Here is a 17,825-nt window from a genome sequence, read left to right as displayed (position 1 = left end):
AACATAATAAAATGTTATCGGTATAAAAAAAGGACCTTCAAAACTGAAAGATCCTTTTTGCTGCTTATATAATATAAGTGGGGGATAGTTGAAGATGAAAAGAATATTCAATACAAATTGTATTGCACTTTTGCATGTTGATTACCTTTTTTTATCATTTATTAATGGATTACCTTTGCAGTATTACGTTTTCATCCTATAATGATGCGCTCTTTGGGATAATGATACGGATGTTTAACTGGTTTGCCTCCCATGCTGAATAAGAAGGTAAACATCCCTATTTTCCCTATAAACATTAAAGTCATGATTACGACCTTCCCGGCAGTACTCAATTCCGGTGTAATGCCAAGCGAAAGGCCTACAGTGCCAAAAGCAGAGGAGACTTCGAATAAAATTTCCGTTAGGGAAAAGGCAGATTCAATGCATTCAAGAATGACAACTGCCACACTGCACAGGATCATACCTGTTGTGAAAACGATGAATGACTTGATGATATCTTCCTCATCGATCTCCCTTTTGAATATTTTTATTGTTCTGTTCCCTTTCGCATAGTTGTAAATGGTAAGCAGCATCACAGCAAACGTGGTGGTTCTTATCCCACCCCCAGCACTGCTGGGGGATGCCCCAATGAACATAAAAATACTCAGTAACAAAATGGTAGGTACTGAAAATTGATTGACATCGCTGATCGCCATTCCGCCAGTCCTTGAAGATGTCGAATAAAACAAAGAATGGACAAAGGATTGATGCCAAGTCTTTTCCACATAGAAATGACTGTACTCAAACAGATAAATGAGAATGGCTCCAATTACGATCAGTATGAAAAAAGTTGCGGTTGTAATTTTTGTGAACAAGGAAAACCGGAATGGCATCTTTCCCTTATGCCTGATCCACTGGCTTACCTCCATTAAAACAGGAAACCCAAGGGATCCGATAATAAAGAGTACTATATTAAGGGTCAGGACAAAATAATCGTCTGCAAACGGAATCAGTGATTTTCCTGTGATATCAAAACCGGCATTTGTCGTAGCAGACACAGAGGCGAAGAAACCCTGCAAATAAGCCTCTTGCCATGTTGGGAAATACTTCAAAAAATATGTACCGAAGACAATAGCCCCTAATAGCTCAATCATGACAAAGAAAAAGAAGATCATTCGTATGAACCGAACAATCCCGGAAAACGTGGGGCTGTTTTGTTCTGTCGTCATGAGTATTCTTGCCCTGAGTCCTATTTTCCTTCCTGATACAAGCCATAGTATGGTTCCGAAAGCCATGACCCCAATTCCACCAAACTGGAGGATGATGGCAAAAATAAACGTACCGGGAACACTAAGCAGCTGGCTTACATCTGCCGTGGATAATCCCGTTACAGTTACCGCACTAATAGAAATGAATACTCCATCAATAAATGAGAGCTCTGCATTCTGCGTTTGAGTAATAGGAAGCAGCAATAAAATGGTTGAAACCACTACAGCCACCAGGTAATAAAAAACAATTATTTGAGCAGCAGATAGTCGTTTTGTAAAGTTCTCTATTTTACTATTCATTTCTCTCCAACTTCTATATGTTTTTTGACAAACTTACACCTAATTCTGAATTAACGTAACGTACCATTGCACAATTTCAACTTATAATAATTTGTCCATTAAATTAAGAAAATAAACTCTCCCATTGAAGAAGACCTCAAAGGATCGAATGAATACGTTATACAAATCTATTTTACATAAAGTAAATTTTAGGAAGTAGCAACAAAAGCCAAACCCATGTGTATCAAGGGTTTGGTTCTTAGTCATGTTTTATCGTTTAACAGGATTTTGTACAACCTTGATGTGGGTTTGCTAGATGACCAATAAAACCCCTAGATTAACCACTAGAGCTTGTAATTCATATTTATTTATCTAATTATGGAAGATGTAATTAAGCAGCATGCTAAAAACCCCTTAGGCCACAAGGGGTTTAATGTCTTTCGTTTTTATTGTTTATGTATGTTATTATTCACCGATGGGCATTAATATTTTGACTTCTGACCGCATAAAAAACTAGTTTTAACAAATAAAAAAGGACATTTCCTAAGCCCTCTTCCTAGTATCGGCCCCGCCTACGCCAGATACTATGACAGCCACACATGCCATCCAACCCATTATCATTATAATAGAATACATTTTCAAGGATTTAATAAAAACAATGACTTTGATTTACTTTCAAAAGGCCGCCAATTGACAGCCTTTCTATGGTGCTAACGCACCCGTTAGTTCATTAAGACTTATGCAGAGTTGACACAAACTGTGCATTAATTAGGGTTGTTAAATTAAAGTAAATAGCTAGTAAGTAAATAATTATATGACCCACAGCCCAAATTCTAATCAAAAACATTAAGCAACCTTTTTCACTTCTTAAGAAAATAAGCACTCCAAGAGCCACTATTACAGTGATGATATATAAAGGGCTATAAGTTAGTTGGGCCAATAAAGTAGTCGTCGGTTGCCCTTCCTCACTTGTTTGCAGGGTCTTTATAAAACCTATCTCATAATACATTGCTTCGGAAAGGATGCCATTTTTAATATTCTTGCTAAACCCCTTAAAGAAGCCTGCTAAAAGATTGTCAGGTAACTATTCATAAAAAGACAAAAATTGTGCTTCTCCCCTCAATAAATTAAGGTCAAGTCTTAGATAAAATGGGAGAGCGATTATTAAAAGGGCATTTTACAGACAAAAAATGCGGACAAAACCTGTAACGACATGAATTGTTTAATTTCGTTTTTCTTCCTAAAATATCGCAAATACCCCGATTACAGCCGATTATCCCTGATTAAATGACCTGACTGGCATGTTAGCACCAAATGATAACGCTTCCCTTCACTATCTCGGCCTTTTCCTTGTGAATGTCCTCTCTTCCCTTGAATCTAAATCTCAGCATGTTACGATAAAAAGGTTGAAAAATACGAACAGAATTACGAACAATGAACTTTTAGGGGGCATAATGTTGAGAGATAAAACTGTTGCATTTTTAGGAGCCGGTTCGATGGCAGAGTCGATGATTTCAGGAATTGTGCAGATTGGGAGCATACCAGCAGAGAGAATTTATGTGACAAATCGCAGCAATCAATTACGACTCGAGGAAATGAATCACGTGTATGGAGTTCATGCGGTCCATCAGGATGCATTGCCATATGAAGACGTTGATTTCTTTATTTTGGCAATGAAGCCCCAGGGAGCAGCAGATGCTCTCGATGCACTCAAAGATAAAATAAGAGTGGATCAAGTTGTGATTTCTGTATTAGCGGGCATTTCCACTGAATTCATGGAAAATCATCTACAGCTTGGACAGCAGGTTGTGCGGTTGATGCCGAATACGTCAAGCATGATCCGGGAGTCGGCAACTGCATTATGTCCGGGAAAACATACAGCGATAGACAATGTGATAGCAGTGAAAGAACTGTTTGGCTGTATGGGAAAAGTGTTCTTAATTGAAGAAGAGCAAATGGATATTTTTACAGGAATTGCAGGGAGCGGACCTGCTTACTTCTATTATTTAATGGAGCATATGGAACACGCTGGCGTTAAAAAGGGTATGGATGAAGCGATGGTCCGTGAGATTGTCGCCCAAACGATTTTAGGCGCAGCCAAGATGATTATGGTGAACGACGAGGCACCGGCAAGTCTCAGAGAGAAAGTGACTTCACCAAATGGAACGACAGCATCCGGACTTGATGCTTTACGGAAAAATAATGGCGGCAGAGCCATTTCACAGGCGATTCATCATGCAGCGAAACGTTCGAAAGAGCTGAATGAAGAGATGGAAGTAGCGTACAGGAAATCGACTATTCCCCCGAGAGTACTGGGGAACTTCAGTACCATGAGAGGACGGTGTCTAAATTAATACTTTCAAGAAATACCACCATGGAGCCTCCTTAGCAAATTATGTATCAAAAGATGCTATCAAATAATAATCCTATCAACTAGTTAAGAAAAAAATATAAACGTAAGAAAAACGGAGGACAACATGAAGAGAATCCTTAAGATTGCTAGCGCTTTTATCGGAATTCTTATCGGAGCCGGGTTCGCCTCAGGACAAGAAACCATGCTGTATTTTGTAAGCTTCGGGCACTTGGGAACAATTGGAGCTATCATTTCAGTCGCTATCTTTGCATACCTTGGAATGATTCTGATGAAGCTTGGCAGTCGTACACAAACAGATTCGCATCAGGAAGTAATTTATAAGATTAGTGGTCGCTTTCTCGGCTGGATCATTGATTATGTTCTGAACGCCATCTTATTTGGTGTAGGAATTGTCATGATTGCGGGGTCAGGCTCGATCTTTGATCAGCAATTCGGATTACCTTCCGTTATCGGCACAATTCTTATGACCGTTCTTGTTATGATAACAGTTATGCTGAAAGTTGACCGTGTGATTAAGGTAATTGCATCCGTCACACCATTTCTGATTCTTGTCGTACTTTTTCTTTTTATTTATAGTATGTTTACAATGAATTCATCTTTTACGTCACTTGAACCACATGCGCTGGAACAAAATTCAGCTGCGGGACATTGGCTTATATCTGCAATAAACTATATTTCAATAACCATTGCAATGGGGGCTTCAATGACACTTGTTATGGGTGGAAATGAACCTGATGAAAGGATATCATCCATTGGAGGACTTACAGGAGGGATTGCTTTAGGTCTACTTGTTATAATTAGTCACCTTACTATTTTCTCAAATATTAATACTGTAGCGGATTTAGATATGCCAATGTTGGGAATCGCCAACAGTTTTTCACCTCTCTTAGGTATTCTCTACTCTCTCGTTCTTTTCGCTATGATTTTCAATACGGCAGTCAGCATGTTCTACTCATTAGGAACACGCTTTTCCGATCCGCAGACCACAAAATTTAAAGTAATCGTTATTTCATCACTGTTAATAGGGTTTATAGCAAGTTTCTTTGGCTTTACTAAACTTGTTTCCTCTCTCTATCCAATCTTTGGCTATATGGGAATTGTTCTTATTATCGTTCTCATCATTGCTTCATTCCGAATGAGTCGATTAACGAAAGAAAATTAAATGGAATAACTATAAGCTCTCTGGTAAATGATATTTACTGCTTACCCTAATTGAGTCTCTTCAGTCTCTTCATTATAAAAACAGCTTTTATATGTATACCGTTTGGTTTATGTACTTAATAGATTTCTTTCTATATCACCACATATATTTCCAATTTTTCTTATGGAACTATCCTGCCCCGTTAGTGCCATAAGAAAAAGGCTGCCTTAAAGACAGCTCTGATCTTCAGCTAACGTACCCGTTAGTGAATTACTTCCGACACAATTAGTTAAAATAAACTTTTTACTAAACGAACTATCATTCTTGGAATAAGAGTTAAGAGGTTAAAAACGAATTCATATAAGATTGAATCACGAATTTCAATCATTATCCCTTTGAAAAACCTTCTTTTTTGCCTTTCCTTTTTCATCTTTTTCATCCTCTTTATCTTTCATACATATGGTTGCTTCTATCTAGAAGAAATCCCATAGTTGCAACCAAAATCACTAGAAAGATACCTATACACGCAGTAACTATACCTTCTGTTTTGTCTTTTGCATAAAAACAAATATATGTATTAAAAGAGACAAAAATTAAAAAAATTAATAACTTTGTAACTAAGTTAATTTTATTTATTGCTCTCACAGTAAATCACATTCCTTAATGGTGAATTAACGATATCAAAATAAAATAATTTGAACCTTTAAGAAAATAATAACAATAAAGAGTAATTATTCATTAGTGTAAAATAATCCATTTCCTTATGGAACTAACCTGCCCCGTTAGGGCCATAAGAAAAAGCTACCTTAAAGACAGCTCCGATCTTCAGCTAACGCACCCGTTAGTTCATTAAGTTCTGTCTTTTCAATATGTTCTCTATTATTAAAACCTTGGTGATTTAGAGGCTTTTAATAAAAGCTTTACCTTGTGAACACTCCAAAGAGCTAAGGTTACGGTTATAGCTGAAATAATGTATTGTAGGAAGGTTTCCATTTCTTGACCATTTGTTGAATAAGAATCTGGTGTATATATTGATGTTAAAATAATTCCCTGTATTAAATCAGCCATTCCTATTGAAATGAGTACAACGATAAAAATCCCAACATTTCTTTTCATCTTTCTTCCTCCTTTTTACAATACTTACGGAATATACATAAAGAAAGTTTCGTTTTATATTCTATTTCATCCCTATTATAATGTCAGTTAATTAAACTAACCTGCCCCGTTAGTGCCATAAGAAAAAGGCTGCCTCAGCAACCTTGAGTCTTTTACAAGAAGTAGAAATCCCTTTCATTATTTGAATTTGTCAGGTTGTTCTACATAGAACTCTAAATACCCACATTTAGAACAAACATAAGGAGATACTTTGCTGTAAATCGGACTATCCGTGAAAAAACCTCTTGGTTCTTTGTTTATCTGAAATTCTCCTTGAATTCCAGAAATATAGGCTCTAGTAAGTTCGTTGCCGCATTTGCTACAAGTTTCCATTATTTATCATCCCTTATCGTTATCGTTTCCTACCCGTATTACTCTCTTTTATACGATTCCTAAATTAATAAAGTTTCAATCCTTCTTCAACAAACCTGCCCCGATAGTTCCATATGACAAAGAGCTGCCAAAGCAACCCTCTTATTGAAGTAAAGCACCTTTTAGTTCAACAAGGTTATTGAATGGGAGAACACTACTCCTACTCATAATCATCAGTTACCAGCTCGACCTTTTCTGGTATTATTTTTTGAAGAGAGTCTATTGTTGAAAAATGTTCATCATTTGAGAACGCGGTAATATAGTCACCATCATACCCTACCCAAAACATAGTGGAACTTTCAGTTAAAGTTGCTATCGGGGTATTGGCTATCCACTTTAATTTAACTAGTCTGGTTCGGTTTTTTTTAGTCTTTTTTACAGGATAAGGTGACTCATATTCCCTTTCCTCTAGTCTGAATACATCCTGTTTTAGGGACCATAATGATAAGTTCAACATACTTCCATTCCCGTACAAATAAGGATAATATTCTTTAAATTGCTGCGGGCTGCGTATAATTGCCTTTACAAAGAACGTGTCTTTACGACTCCCCTTCATATAATTAAACTCTATATTTTGCATCTTAAACAGCTCTTCGTACTCTGTTTGTTGAAAATCATAGATTTCCGCAAGTGAATAAATAGGGTAATAATCTGGGCTATCCATCCAATTACAAAAGAATTCTTCATGGGTATATGTATAATCACTATCAGTATAACAAGAAAACTCTACGATATATTGGAACTCACCGTTAATCTCAAAAGGATAAGTGGCTTCTTCCACCGGCACAGTTATTATTTTTTCGGGAGGGAAGTAGCTTATTTCTACCTTCATTTTAATCGCCTCTCTTAAAAGGTTCGAATAGTTTATTTTTATTATATTACCACGTGAAACCGGTTGCTTTCGCTGGCTTATTAGTATTATCAGCTTCTTGAACTATCCTGCCCCGTTAGTGCCATAAGAAAAAAGCTGCCATAAAGACAGCTCTGATCTTCAGCTAACGCACTCGTTAATTGAAGATGATTATTATCGGTAATTATTGTGAACGGGTGTAAACAATTCTTCATTAGAATTTCTAACAAGTGAAAAATTGTCTACATTATAGTGACCGTGAAGGGTGTCATTGTGATGAAGGATTATTTGTTTTGCAGATAAGTTTTTTGAGTCAGAAGTAGAATGTCCATCACCAACTAATGTTACATCAAAATGATTGATTGTTGCTGTTCTAACAGCTGAATCAATACAATGTTCCGTCTTACATCCCATTATTACAATATGATCTACATTGTTTTCACTTAAATGTTCATGTAATGGAGTTCCATAAAATGAATTTGTGGCAGCTTTATCAAATATGATAGCAGTTGATGGTATTTTAATATCCCTGTGTATCTGGAATCCAGGTCCTTCTCCATTTGAAACATCTAAATCTCTTATAAAAACAACGGGGATATCTTCATTTACCGCTTTTTCAATTACAGTATTAATGTTATTAACGATTTTTTCTTTCTCAAAGACTCCTTGTTTTTCTTTATTACCTTCTATTAATTCCTGTTGAGCATCGATTATCAGTAATGTTTGTTTCAATATTTTCCCCCCTAAGGTTTTTAGCAGTTATTTTCATATTTTAAGCGCTTCTTACTAAGCTCTTTATATTTTCGTCAAAAGATTTACTAATACCTTCTTGAACTGACCTGCCCCTATAGTTCCATAAGAAAAAGCTGCCTTAAAGACAGCTCCAATCTTCGGCTAACGCACCCTAAAGTTTAAGTACAATATTTCACAAATTTCTAACTAATAAAAAAAGACGGTGACTTACATAAGTCATCGCCTCGATATTACTAATTATTCAATGCACTAATAGAATTCCACTCGTCAACTGGTCCCTAAAATGAGCTACTTTAATTGTTTATTCATTCCCCACTGGAAGTACAACAGTAAATGGTTTTAATTCCTTAGCTGGGACAAAGCTTGAAAAATCAAATAGCAACATTGTATTTTCCAGCTTAAAATTCTCAATCCTTTCTTCTCCATTTAAGTCAAAAGTAGATTGGAAGTGTGCTGTTGCCTTATCAATCATTTTTACTTTATTAAAGGGAATACCGTGGTTTTTAGGAGGCCATGGATTTTCCGGTTCGATCTTAGTTAAATATTCCTTATCAACCAACCAGAAAAGGTATTTCAAATTATGGTTAATTGTTTCAAGTTTACCTTTACTCAAATTCTTCGGAAGCCCTTTAAGTTGATAATCTATTACCAATTTCTCACCTTTTTGAGTAACATCATTTACCTGCAGGCCTAAATTGAACCGTGTGCTTTTTAAGGTGAAAGATTTTTTATTCAAAAGCTGTTGTACTTTTGGATCTGCTGCAGATAACTGAGGATAAAAGGTAAGTGAAGTAATATCTGAATTGAGCTTGGTCATTTCTCTTCTCATAGTACTTTGATATCCATCTTCTTGTTCTGACTCATCAAGTAAAGTTCCATCTCCAAACCTATACACTTTTCCTTTATTATCAACTGCTTTTATATAAATATCATCACCTTTGTATTTCTCAACGGTCTCATATATAAGTGAAGATGATGCCTTTGCAGTGAGTATCTCTTTAATACGGATTTTTACCTTGTCTTCCGGATATCCTTGCTCCTGGTTAATAGCAAGTGTACGATTTTTTTCTTGTTGAATTGGAATATCAAAATTCCATTCACCTTTTATCCCGTTGATATTATGAATCGTTATGGGAAGAGTAGAATTCTCTTTAAATGATTTATAAGGATATACCATTTTCCATTGAAAGTTATATCCATTTTCCACTTTCTTAATGTCATTTGACTTTCCATTTAGCCAAGGGTCATGATCCCCTTTATTGTGTTCAAAGTTTACATCAAAGCTTACTTCTCCTTTTTCGTTATGCCCCTTTTCAACATCTTCATCTACAAATCCTGTAATTGATACTACATTGCCATCAAAGTAAGCGCTGGTCAGTTTTACAGTTACCCCATTTTTTGTAATTGATTGGTTTAATTCTGTAACTGCATCCTGGTTAGCTAATTCCACGCCTGTTGAATCATTAAATTCTTGAAAAATCCCGCCTATTAAAGGGGTATTAGCTAATACTCTATTCATTGTAGGATTAACAAATCCTGAGGCAACGGTGATTCCAAGAAGAGCAGCAGCAGTCGCCACACCTGCAAGAACCTTTTTTTTCTTTGCCTTTCCCCTATTGCCTTCCTTGTTTATCCCTTTGGAAATGGCACTAAATACTTTTTCTTTCGGTACAGCTATTTGTTCTATTGCTTCTTTGAGTTCCTTGTTATCCATGGTATTTGTCCTCCTCCTCATTTTTATAGGACTTTTTTAACTCCGCTTTCCCTCTGCTTAAATAAGTTTTTACAGTATTCTCTGGAATTTCCATGACACTGCTAATCGTTTTTATCGAGTAATCATAATAGTAAAATAGAATAATAACAGTACGGTAATTCTCTCTCAGCTCCTGAATTGCATTAAGCAGCAGTAATGATTCTTCAATGTTTGGATTTACCTGACCCGGCAGGTTTGACAATATCTCATCACTCAAAGGAACAACATTGCTTTTTCTCTTTAGGACATGTCCCGAACATCGTATGACAATCCTGGTGAGCCAGGTCATAAAATACTCCGGATTTTTTAACGAATGGATAGATGTAAAGGCCTGATAGGTTGCTTCTTGGACAACATCCAACGCATCTTCTTCGTTATGTACATAAAGATAGGCCGTACGGTAGATTCTTTCATAATGTTGTTGAACTAACTTTTCAAAGGCGCTTTTATTACCTTTGATTGCTTTTTTAACCAGCCGGTGGCTTTCTATTTCCATCTTATTTGACCCCCTTTACTAATTAGTGGAATCTATAAACAAGAAAAGTTTCAAAAAGTTTAAGTATTTTCCAAGAAAAGCATATCATGCAATTAAAATCCTAAGTTCAAAATAAATTAAACGGAAACCATTTTTGGTTTCCGCTTTCTATTTTTCTTGAAAGCTTTACAATTCTTTTAGTGTGTGCTGCGACATCATATAAAAGTACTTCTTATTGTAGAGTGACACAAACTCTGCGTCAGTTAAATAAAGAAGTAGTTTAGTGGCAGTAGGGTGTAACAAAACTTAGACTTTTCACTTGGAATATAGTAAAAAGCAGTGAGGGATTTCCCCTCACTGCCCCGTTTCTTTATTTTGTTAAAATCTTCGTGTGTCGTTTTCGAAAATTAATTGTATTATTTTCACTAATAAAAGTTGAACCTAAAAGGAGTGTGCCTCCTATGATTTGAACAATTGTCATTTTTTCCTGTAAGATTACAGCGGAAATCAGTATAGCTACAAAAGGATCAACATAGCTTAGCATAGCGATGCTTTGTCCCTTTAACTTTAGCATACCAGAAAAAAATAACCAAAAGCCAATACCAGTGTTAACAACCCCTAAGAGTATAATAAAAGGAATGGAAGATCTTGATACTTCCAAGAGACCAAATCCCTCAGTGAATATTACATAGGGAAAGAGAAGTAAAGCAGTTGTTCCAAGTTGAATGATTGTAATCTCTAACATGCCCATGTTTTGAATGAATTTATTTAATAACATTAAGGCTGCGTAAAATGCAGCCGCAACTAACCCAAAAAGGATTCCAAGTAGATCATCTTTACCAGAGGCGCTAATGCCGTTTCCAATAATCAATAACATTCCTAATATCGCTACACCAATACAAACAATTTTTTTAATTGGTAAAATTTCCTTAAGTACAAATGGCGAGAGAACCATGACAAACACTGGCGCAAAATAATACCCAAGTGTTGCATTAGCAAGTGTTGTATGATCGTAGGATTGATAAAGAAAAATCCAATTCCCTCCCAATGCAATCGCAGAAAGACAAAGGGTAGAAGCATTAACTTTCACTAATTTCCATGGAATGGATTTCTTCATAATGAAAAATACAAACACTAAAAAGAGACACCCAATTGAACTGCTTAGAAAAGCTGTTTCACTCGAAGATAAATCAATGTATTTCAGAACTAAACCCATCGTACCGAAAATAATCATTGATAATATAAACTGAATTTTAGATTTCATCGTCTACTCCTTCGAATCTGCGAAACAGCTTATATATTTCGCAGATTCTTAATCTGTTTTATATATAAGCGTATATAAAGGAGTAAACGGTGGTGGTGGTGATGTCGAAACGGGCTTTGTAATATATGGATTTATAAATGATATTGGCATAATAAGCCTCCTGAATATTCAAATGTAAGATTTATTAATAATACAATTAAAATCTTATTTTTTGAATTGGATATTTTTAAAGAATAGTGCTTTCATTAAACATTTAGACGGTAAATATATTTATTAATGGTTGTGGTGTTTGATTTAATTATTTTTTGTTTCCTTTAGTTACAAACAGATTGTCTCTTTATTTAATTCACGATGTAATACATTACCCATACGCTTCATGCCTTCAATGATTTGGTCTTCAGGCATATTCGAGTAATTTAAACGTAAAGTGTTCTTCTGTATGCCATTTGGAAAGAATGGAACACCAGGAACACAAGCAACATTATTTTTCAAGCACTCTGTAAATATATGTTTGGAATCAACCCCATCTGGGAGCTCAACCCAAATAAACAACCCGCCTTCCGGCTTACTGTAAGACAAATTTTCCGGAAAGAATTCTTTTATGCATTTTAACATTGTTGTACATCTTGCTTTATATACTGCTTTTATTTTTTTAATATGCTCTTCCATATCGTAAAGTTCCATATACTTAGCTGTTATCCTTTGAGCAAAGCTGTCGGTATGTAAATCAGCTGTTTGCTTGAAAGCCACGTACTTATCAATAAACGATTGATCTGCACAAATCCATCCAATTCGCATGCCTGGAGTGAAAATTTTAGAGAACGTGCTCATATAAATTACTCTGTTCTCTGTATCAAAATGTTTCACTGGCGGGATCCCCTCTCCAGCAAACCTAATAGCTCCATAAGGATTATCTTCTACAATCAGTACATCGTATTGATTAGCAAGTTCAATCATTCTTTTACGTCTTTGAAGTTTTAATGTGCGACCTGTAGGGTTCTGGAAATCGGGAATAGTATAGATGAATTTTGCGCTAGGATGCTCTTGCAGTTTCCTCTCTAGCTCTTCCATTATCATCCCATCATTGTCCATAGCTACCTCCACAAAGTTTGCATTGTATGATTTAAATGCATTAATTGCTGCAAGATAGGTTGGGCTTTCACAAATTATAGTATCTCCTTCGTTGATGAATAGTCTTCCAGTAAGATCTATTGCTTGCTGGGACCCTGAAGTGATAAGTACATTGTTAATAACAGAGTTAATCCCTATGGCTTTCATCCTTTGGCAAATAGCTTCTCTCAACGGACCATAGCCTTCAGTGGTACTATATTGAAGAGAAGCCGCGCCCGATTCATTCAATACAACATTGCAAGCAACTTTAAGGGCTTCAACAGGAAACAGCTCCGGAGCTGGAAGTCCTCCCGCAAAAGAAATGACTTCTGGCCTTTCTGTTACTTTTAATATTTCACGGGTCTCGGAAGAATTAACTAGACGAGCCCTCTCAGCAAATTTATTTTCCATTTGTAAACATTCCTTCCTTTAACATTTCAATTTTTTTACCTACTACTTTTAATTTTATTGGAATATTCAGATTTTTAAATAAAGGGATAAGCCTATGACACCAAAATTAATATTTTCTTTCATCCCCCAACTAAGTTTGAATTATCATAACACGTAAAAAAAAAGCCATACAATATAATTATTGTGTGGCAAACAATATTTATTTTACATTTCAATTATTTTTCTAAGGATAATAAGAGCTTTTTCAAGTTCCTCCCTCGTTTCTGGAGCACAAATCCCCACACGTACGGCATTTGCTGGTGCGACATTACCTACCGCAAATCGCCCTCCACTATATACCTGTACACCTTGTGCTGCAGCTAGTTGTTCAAATTGGTCACCTGTATACTGTTTCGGCAGATGTAACCAATGAAAGATCCCTGTTTCTTCACCTAGACAGTTCTCTTTACCTAAATATTGATTAACCAACTGATTGCGAGCTTTTGTTTCCTCTTTATGAAATGCAACAATGTTTTCAAACTGATTCGATACAATTACTCGTGATGCTAACTCTGCAAGTAGTGGCGATACGGAAATATTTAAATTATAAAGAGCCTTTCGAGTAGAATCCAGGTATTTTAAAGGAACTGCCACATAAGCAAGACGGAGTCCAGGTGCCATTGATTTCGATAAACTCGCTATATAAATCGTATGCTCAGGAGCATATGTCGCTACAGCCGGCAACACTTTTTCTTGGATTAAATGATACGCTCCATCTTCAATAATAAATAAATTATACTTTACAGCTATCTCAGCAATAGCCTTACGAGTTTCAACGCTCATCGTATATGTCATCGGATTCTGATAATCTGGGATAATATATAATCCTTTAATATTTTCATTTTTACATGCATAAAGAAGTGCTTCCGGACTCATTTCATCAGATTCTGAACGAATCGGTACAAGCTGAATCCCCAGCATCGCAGCTGCTGTCTTTAAGCCTGGATATGTATGGTGATCTACACCAATTCGATCTCCATGCTGACAAAGGCCTGCAAGTGTTGCCGTGATGGCGTTTTGTCCGCCAGTAGCAAGTAAGATATGTTCTCTAGTCGTTTCAAAACCGGCAAATTTCAATAATTTGACGCCTGCATCTTTTTGCCAAATTGCATCGCCTGGCCGACTGTATCCAAACCATCTCGCACAATCTGATTCTTGTAACATCGATTGCAATAAGTCAAATAAAGGTCCATACGACACACGATCTGGTAAAATTGCTCCCATTTCAATTAAGTGCTTTGGCTTTTCTTCTGCAAGCAAATAAGCGTTCGAAATCGCATCATACGAAACATAGGTGCCACTACCAATGGTCGCACTGACCAGTCCTTTTAACTCGGATACTTTAAATGCTTTCGAAATCGTACTTAGATTCACCTCTAAGTAATCCGCTAACTCTCTTTGTGGTGGAAGTTTCGTGCCAGGCACTAAGCGCCCCTCTATAATGTCATGTTCTAACTGCTTAGCTAATGCCTGATAAATCGGTCTGTCTTCTCGATTTATTGTCGGCTTCCATGTCATTGGATAATCCTCAAACGAATTAATCGGCACATTCCTCACCCTTTTTCATACAATCATTAATCATACAATTATAAAATTGTATGGAAACAAATTCAAATCCATAAACTCTCTAAAAAACTTTCACTAGTAGAGTGCGGAATGCTCGTTGCCCTGGAACATTCACGCAGCATGGATATTCCGGAAAGGAACCCATTAGTGGAGGAAAAAACTATGGAGTTACTTGCAGTCTTCATATTACCTTTTTTATCCACCATCAACATTCCTTTTTTTATAAGAGCATTACTCCTTCAACAATCCTGCCATTTAGCTTAAGAACATTTATTTCAAATTTTGATCTTTTACACAATCTGTTACTCCAGAATATTGCCCAATTAAAGATCAAACAGCACTTTACAAATTTCCTGCTCCTTTAGTTCCATAAGAAAAAGATGTGCCAAAGTACTCCCTTATTGCACCTGTTAGGTTAAAACCTGCTAAAATATGTAATGTAAGCAAGATAACCAATTAAACGGGGGAGAAATATGAATGTAGAACTAACAAGATTTAGAGTTAAGGAAGGTAAATCGGAACGGGTAGATGAATGGTTAAAGTTTCTAAACGAAAATATGAATGATGTGCTAATAACCCTTGAAGCCGAAAAAATGTATGTTGAAACTATATTTAGAGAATATCTAAATGGTGATGAGTTTTTATATTGGTACTCTGTCCAGGGTCAAGGCGGACAAGAAGTGCAGGAATCAGACCACTGGATAGATAAGAAGCATTTAGAGTATTGGAAAGAATGTATTGATGAAACATTCAGACCTGTTGATTTAAAAACAGAAGTAGTTATGATTCCAGAAAATATAAGACAAAATATGAAATGACCTCTACTATTTAAGGTCTTTTTTTTGATAGTTTGACACACTGAAATAAGCAATTGCTCTAATACCAAAAACTACCTAACATATTGAAGAATTAACTGATATAACGCTATGCAAAGTCCTAAAATACTCGCTTTCATTTTTGATGGATGGTTTCTTTTACTGCGAAACAAGTAAAAGAAAACTAATATAAAACCCAACGGAATCCATAGCTGAAAGACACCTTCTTTTGTACTGCGGGAAAAAACAGGAGCAATGTAAGTGCTTATCAGAAAGTAAAAGAAAATCGTAAATCGTCGTGTTTCTAATTTCTTGCTCCACCTTACTAAAAAGAAAATAATAATTATTGCGATAATCGTAATGTGTAAAGGGGGTAGCACAATAGCACCGTTCCCAAATTTGAATTCCAATCTGAATTGCCCTCCTTTTTTTATAGTGTATATCCATTTAAAGTGAAATTTAGAATGTTTTTATTTGAAGTTATATCTTCTTCCGTAAATATCATTTAACCTATTCCACCTACCCCTTTAGTGCTATAAGAAAAAAGCTGCCTCAGCAACCTCCCTTATTGAAGTAAAGCACCCGTTAGTTCATTAAGCCTTTTTTCTTTTATTCTAGTCTGTCACTTAATTCGTTAAATTCTGAACTACCTTCAAGCATTGATGATTTTTTTGCTAACAAACTCCCTTTTTCAACTGACTTACCTCGTTACTTAATAACATATTATTTTTTATCTCTTATTTCTTCTAAGATTTCTATTACACGATTGTTTTGTTTCTCAATAGATTTCAACCTTTTTTCAATTATGCTTGAAGAAAAAAACAAAATAAGTACAATGGCAATTCCAACGATTATATCCATTTTTAATCTCCCGCTAATTTATTTCAGTTAAGTACCCGTTAAACCTGCCCCGTTAGTTCCATAAGAAAAAGAGCTTCTAATCAGCTCCTGTTATTGAAATAAAGCACCGGTTAGTTTTAAATCAAATTATTTTCACATCTATTTATCTTCGTTATTACTTCTCTCATTATTTTGAAGATAAATCTTTTTAAGAGTTGAATTTATATTATTCAATGCAATTAGAATAACCCCCAACATAACAAAGGTTACTATTTCCCCAGTAAACGTAGATACTATTCCTAAAATTACAGCATAAAGAATGTATAACCAATTACTCATTTATTCAATATCCTCCCTAATCTACATAATTATCTAATTTTACCACAAAATTTCAATTTTCTTTATACAACTACCCTGCCCAATAGTTGCATAAGAAAAGGAGCTGCTGATCAGCTCCTGATAATGAAGTAAAGCACCTGTTAGTTTAAGTACAATCCTTCACAAATTGATATCTATCCTTGGAATTTAATACAACAAAAAGGTTCTAGAACCAAAGACTTTTTTAGTTTAATTTACCTTTTAAATCCACCTTCTGAATGAATAATCTGACCTGTAATCCAATCTGCTTCATCGCTCACTAGAAATTTAATAGTTTTTGCAACATCTCTTGGTTTTCCTATTCTACCGAAAGGAAACATCGGTTTTAATTCATTTTTTATTTCCTCTGTCATCCACCCTGTATCAGTTGGACCTGGATTTAATGCATTAACCGTTATTCCTAAAGGGGCTAGTTCAGCCGACAATGTAATAGTTAGAGCATCAACTGCTCCTTTTGTTGTTGCATATGCTAATTCGCCAGGCATTGGTCCTCGAAACTGACCTGAAGTAATATTGACTATTCTTCCACCTGATTTCTTATCAAACCTTTGAGCAAATTTACTACTTAATAGTGTCGTTGCACGAACATTTACCTTGTAATGTTTATCTAATTCTTCGGCAGTTAAATTAGAAAAATCGTTGTTAGTTGAGTATGCTGCGTTATTAATCAAGATATCAGGATAACCAAGTTGTTCAGAAACTTTATTTATAAGTTGTTCAGGTGCATCATATGAAGTTAAATCTAACTCCATACATGATACCTTAACACCTTTTTTTATTAATTCTTCTTTTAATTTCATGGGCTCATCTAATTCAATACTCCAAGGCATTTTTTTATCATAATCTGTCCAATAAGTAAAAAATATATGGTAACCCGTTTCAGCTAACTCCTTACAAATAGCAGCTCCAATCCCTTTCAGACGGCTTACTCCCGTAATAATTGCAATTTTCCCTTTTAATTGGACCATTATGATATTCCTCCATTACAAAAGTAAGTTTAAGT

Annotated in this window: 15 protein-coding genes; 3 read left to right on the top strand and 12 right to left on the bottom strand. The window is 35.6% G+C overall.

The features are described 5' to 3' along the window. Positions 1 to 191 precede the first annotated feature (191 nt). Positions 192 to 1,547 carry a TrkH family potassium uptake protein gene (locus OSJ91_RS04670; protein WP_350301410.1) on the bottom strand — a complete coding sequence of 452 codons (1,356 nt, stop codon included), beginning with the start codon at positions 1,545 to 1,547 and terminating at the stop codon, positions 192 to 194. A gap of 1,433 nt (positions 1,548 to 2,980) precedes the next feature. On the opposite strand from OSJ91_RS04670, the gene proC reads away from it, so the two are divergent. Both proC and OSJ91_RS04660 read left to right on the top strand, forming a co-directional pair. Then, on the top strand, positions 2,981 to 3,880 hold the full coding sequence (gene proC, locus OSJ91_RS04665) for a pyrroline-5-carboxylate reductase (RefSeq protein WP_485891099.1): 900 nt from the start codon (positions 2,981 to 2,983) through the stop codon (positions 3,878 to 3,880). A gap of 123 nt (positions 3,881 to 4,003) precedes the next feature. Beyond that, the gene (locus OSJ91_RS04660) at positions 4,004 to 5,062 is read left to right on the top strand and encodes a YkvI family membrane protein (RefSeq protein WP_485891098.1); all 1,059 of its coding nucleotides are present in this window, start codon (positions 4,004 to 4,006) and stop codon (positions 5,060 to 5,062) included. An 861-nt stretch (positions 5,063 to 5,923) separates the two neighbouring features. On the opposite strand, the gene OSJ91_RS04655 is transcribed toward OSJ91_RS04660, so the two are convergent. The 8 genes from OSJ91_RS04655 to OSJ91_RS04620 form a co-directional block, all read right to left on the bottom strand. Further along, entirely contained in the window at positions 5,924 to 6,157 is a 234-nt protein-coding gene (locus tag OSJ91_RS04655; protein WP_485891097.1) for a hypothetical protein, read from the bottom strand. 571 nt (positions 6,158 to 6,728) lie between these two features. Beyond that, the gene (locus OSJ91_RS04650; RefSeq protein WP_485891096.1) at positions 6,729 to 7,400 is read right to left on the bottom strand and encodes a hypothetical protein; all 672 of its coding nucleotides are present in this window, start codon (positions 7,398 to 7,400) and stop codon (positions 6,729 to 6,731) included. Positions 7,401 to 7,592: 192 nt separating this feature from the next. After that, on the bottom strand, positions 7,593 to 8,150 hold the full coding sequence (locus tag OSJ91_RS04645; RefSeq protein ID WP_485891095.1) for a cysteine hydrolase family protein: 558 nt from the start codon (positions 8,148 to 8,150) through the stop codon (positions 7,593 to 7,595). Between the two features lie 322 nt (positions 8,151 to 8,472). Further along, positions 8,473 to 9,885, bottom strand: a complete 1,413-nt coding sequence (locus OSJ91_RS04640; RefSeq protein WP_485891094.1) for a DUF4179 domain-containing protein — start codon at positions 9,883 to 9,885, stop codon at positions 8,473 to 8,475. Next, positions 9,878 to 10,420, bottom strand: coding sequence for a sigma-70 family RNA polymerase sigma factor (locus OSJ91_RS04635; RefSeq protein WP_485891093.1), 543 nt, complete (start codon positions 10,418 to 10,420; stop codon positions 9,878 to 9,880). Before OSJ91_RS04635 ends, OSJ91_RS04640 begins: the two co-directional genes overlap by 8 nt. Positions 10,421 to 10,769: 349 nt before the next feature. Continuing rightward, a complete protein-coding gene (locus OSJ91_RS04630) occupies positions 10,770 to 11,663 on the bottom strand; it encodes a DMT family transporter (RefSeq protein WP_485891092.1) in 894 nt (297 codons plus the stop codon). A 318-nt stretch (positions 11,664 to 11,981) separates the two neighbouring features. After that, the gene (locus OSJ91_RS04625; RefSeq protein ID WP_485891091.1) at positions 11,982 to 13,184 is read right to left on the bottom strand and encodes an aminotransferase-like domain-containing protein; all 1,203 of its coding nucleotides are present in this window, start codon (positions 13,182 to 13,184) and stop codon (positions 11,982 to 11,984) included. Positions 13,185 to 13,388: 204 nt separating this feature from the next. Next, on the bottom strand, positions 13,389 to 14,771 hold the full coding sequence (locus OSJ91_RS04620) for an aminotransferase-like domain-containing protein (protein ID WP_485891090.1): 1,383 nt from the start codon (positions 14,769 to 14,771) through the stop codon (positions 13,389 to 13,391). A 491-nt stretch (positions 14,772 to 15,262) separates the two neighbouring features. On the opposite strand from OSJ91_RS04620, the gene OSJ91_RS04615 reads away from it, so the two are divergent. Continuing rightward, positions 15,263 to 15,607, top strand: a complete 345-nt coding sequence (locus tag OSJ91_RS04615) for a DUF6176 family protein (RefSeq protein ID WP_350301400.1) — start codon at positions 15,263 to 15,265, stop codon at positions 15,605 to 15,607. A gap of 720 nt (positions 15,608 to 16,327) precedes the next feature. Here OSJ91_RS04615 and OSJ91_RS04610 read toward each other — a convergent pair. From OSJ91_RS04610 to OSJ91_RS04600, 3 genes are all read right to left on the bottom strand, one after another. Continuing rightward, on the bottom strand, positions 16,328 to 16,465 hold the full coding sequence (locus OSJ91_RS04610) for a hypothetical protein (protein WP_350301399.1): 138 nt from the start codon (positions 16,463 to 16,465) through the stop codon (positions 16,328 to 16,330). A gap of 138 nt (positions 16,466 to 16,603) precedes the next feature. After that, positions 16,604 to 16,783 carry a hypothetical protein gene (locus OSJ91_RS04605; protein ID WP_350301398.1) on the bottom strand — a complete coding sequence of 60 codons (180 nt, stop codon included), beginning with the start codon at positions 16,781 to 16,783 and terminating at the stop codon, positions 16,604 to 16,606. 233 nt (positions 16,784 to 17,016) lie between these two features. Beyond that, complete coding sequence (locus OSJ91_RS04600) at positions 17,017 to 17,790, bottom strand: SDR family oxidoreductase (protein WP_485891089.1); 774 nt, start codon at positions 17,788 to 17,790, stop codon at positions 17,017 to 17,019. Between the last annotated feature and the right edge of the window lie 35 nt (positions 17,791 to 17,825).

The organism is Bacillus sp. T-10(2022), assembly GCF_056502895.1.
This window is presented reverse-complemented; position numbering and strand designations above follow the sequence as displayed.

Bases quoted from the DNA above. Each gene is read 5' to 3' on its own strand.
- proC (WP_485891099.1), top strand. From the start codon at position 2,981: ATGTTGAGAGATAAAACTGTTGCATTTTTAGGAGCCGGTTCGATGGCA.
- OSJ91_RS04615 (WP_350301400.1), top strand. From the start codon at position 15,263: ATGAATGTAGAACTAACAAGATTTAGAGTTAAGGAAGGTAAATCGGAA.
- OSJ91_RS04650 (WP_485891096.1), bottom strand. From the start codon at position 7,400: ATGAAGGTAGAAATAAGCTACTTCCCTCCCGAAAAAATAATAACTGTG.
- OSJ91_RS04660 (WP_485891098.1), top strand. From the start codon at position 4,004: ATGAAGAGAATCCTTAAGATTGCTAGCGCTTTTATCGGAATTCTTATC.
- OSJ91_RS04640 (WP_485891094.1), bottom strand. From the start codon at position 9,885: ATGGATAACAAGGAACTCAAAGAAGCAATAGAACAAATAGCTGTACCG.
- OSJ91_RS04635 (WP_485891093.1), bottom strand. From the start codon at position 10,420: ATGGAAATAGAAAGCCACCGGCTGGTTAAAAAAGCAATCAAAGGTAAT.
- OSJ91_RS04630 (WP_485891092.1), bottom strand. From the start codon at position 11,663: ATGAAATCTAAAATTCAGTTTATATTATCAATGATTATTTTCGGTACG.
- OSJ91_RS04610 (WP_350301399.1), bottom strand. From the start codon at position 16,465: ATGGATATAATCGTTGGAATTGCCATTGTACTTATTTTGTTTTTTTCT.
- OSJ91_RS04600 (WP_485891089.1), bottom strand. From the start codon at position 17,790: ATGGTCCAATTAAAAGGGAAAATTGCAATTATTACGGGAGTAAGCCGT.
- OSJ91_RS04625 (WP_485891091.1), bottom strand. From the start codon at position 13,184: ATGGAAAATAAATTTGCTGAGAGGGCTCGTCTAGTTAATTCTTCCGAG.
- OSJ91_RS04670 (WP_350301410.1), bottom strand. From the start codon at position 1,547: ATGAATAGTAAAATAGAGAACTTTACAAAACGACTATCTGCTGCTCAA.
- OSJ91_RS04655 (WP_485891097.1), bottom strand. From the start codon at position 6,157: ATGAAAAGAAATGTTGGGATTTTTATCGTTGTACTCATTTCAATAGGA.
- OSJ91_RS04605 (WP_350301398.1), bottom strand. From the start codon at position 16,783: ATGAGTAATTGGTTATACATTCTTTATGCTGTAATTTTAGGAATAGTA.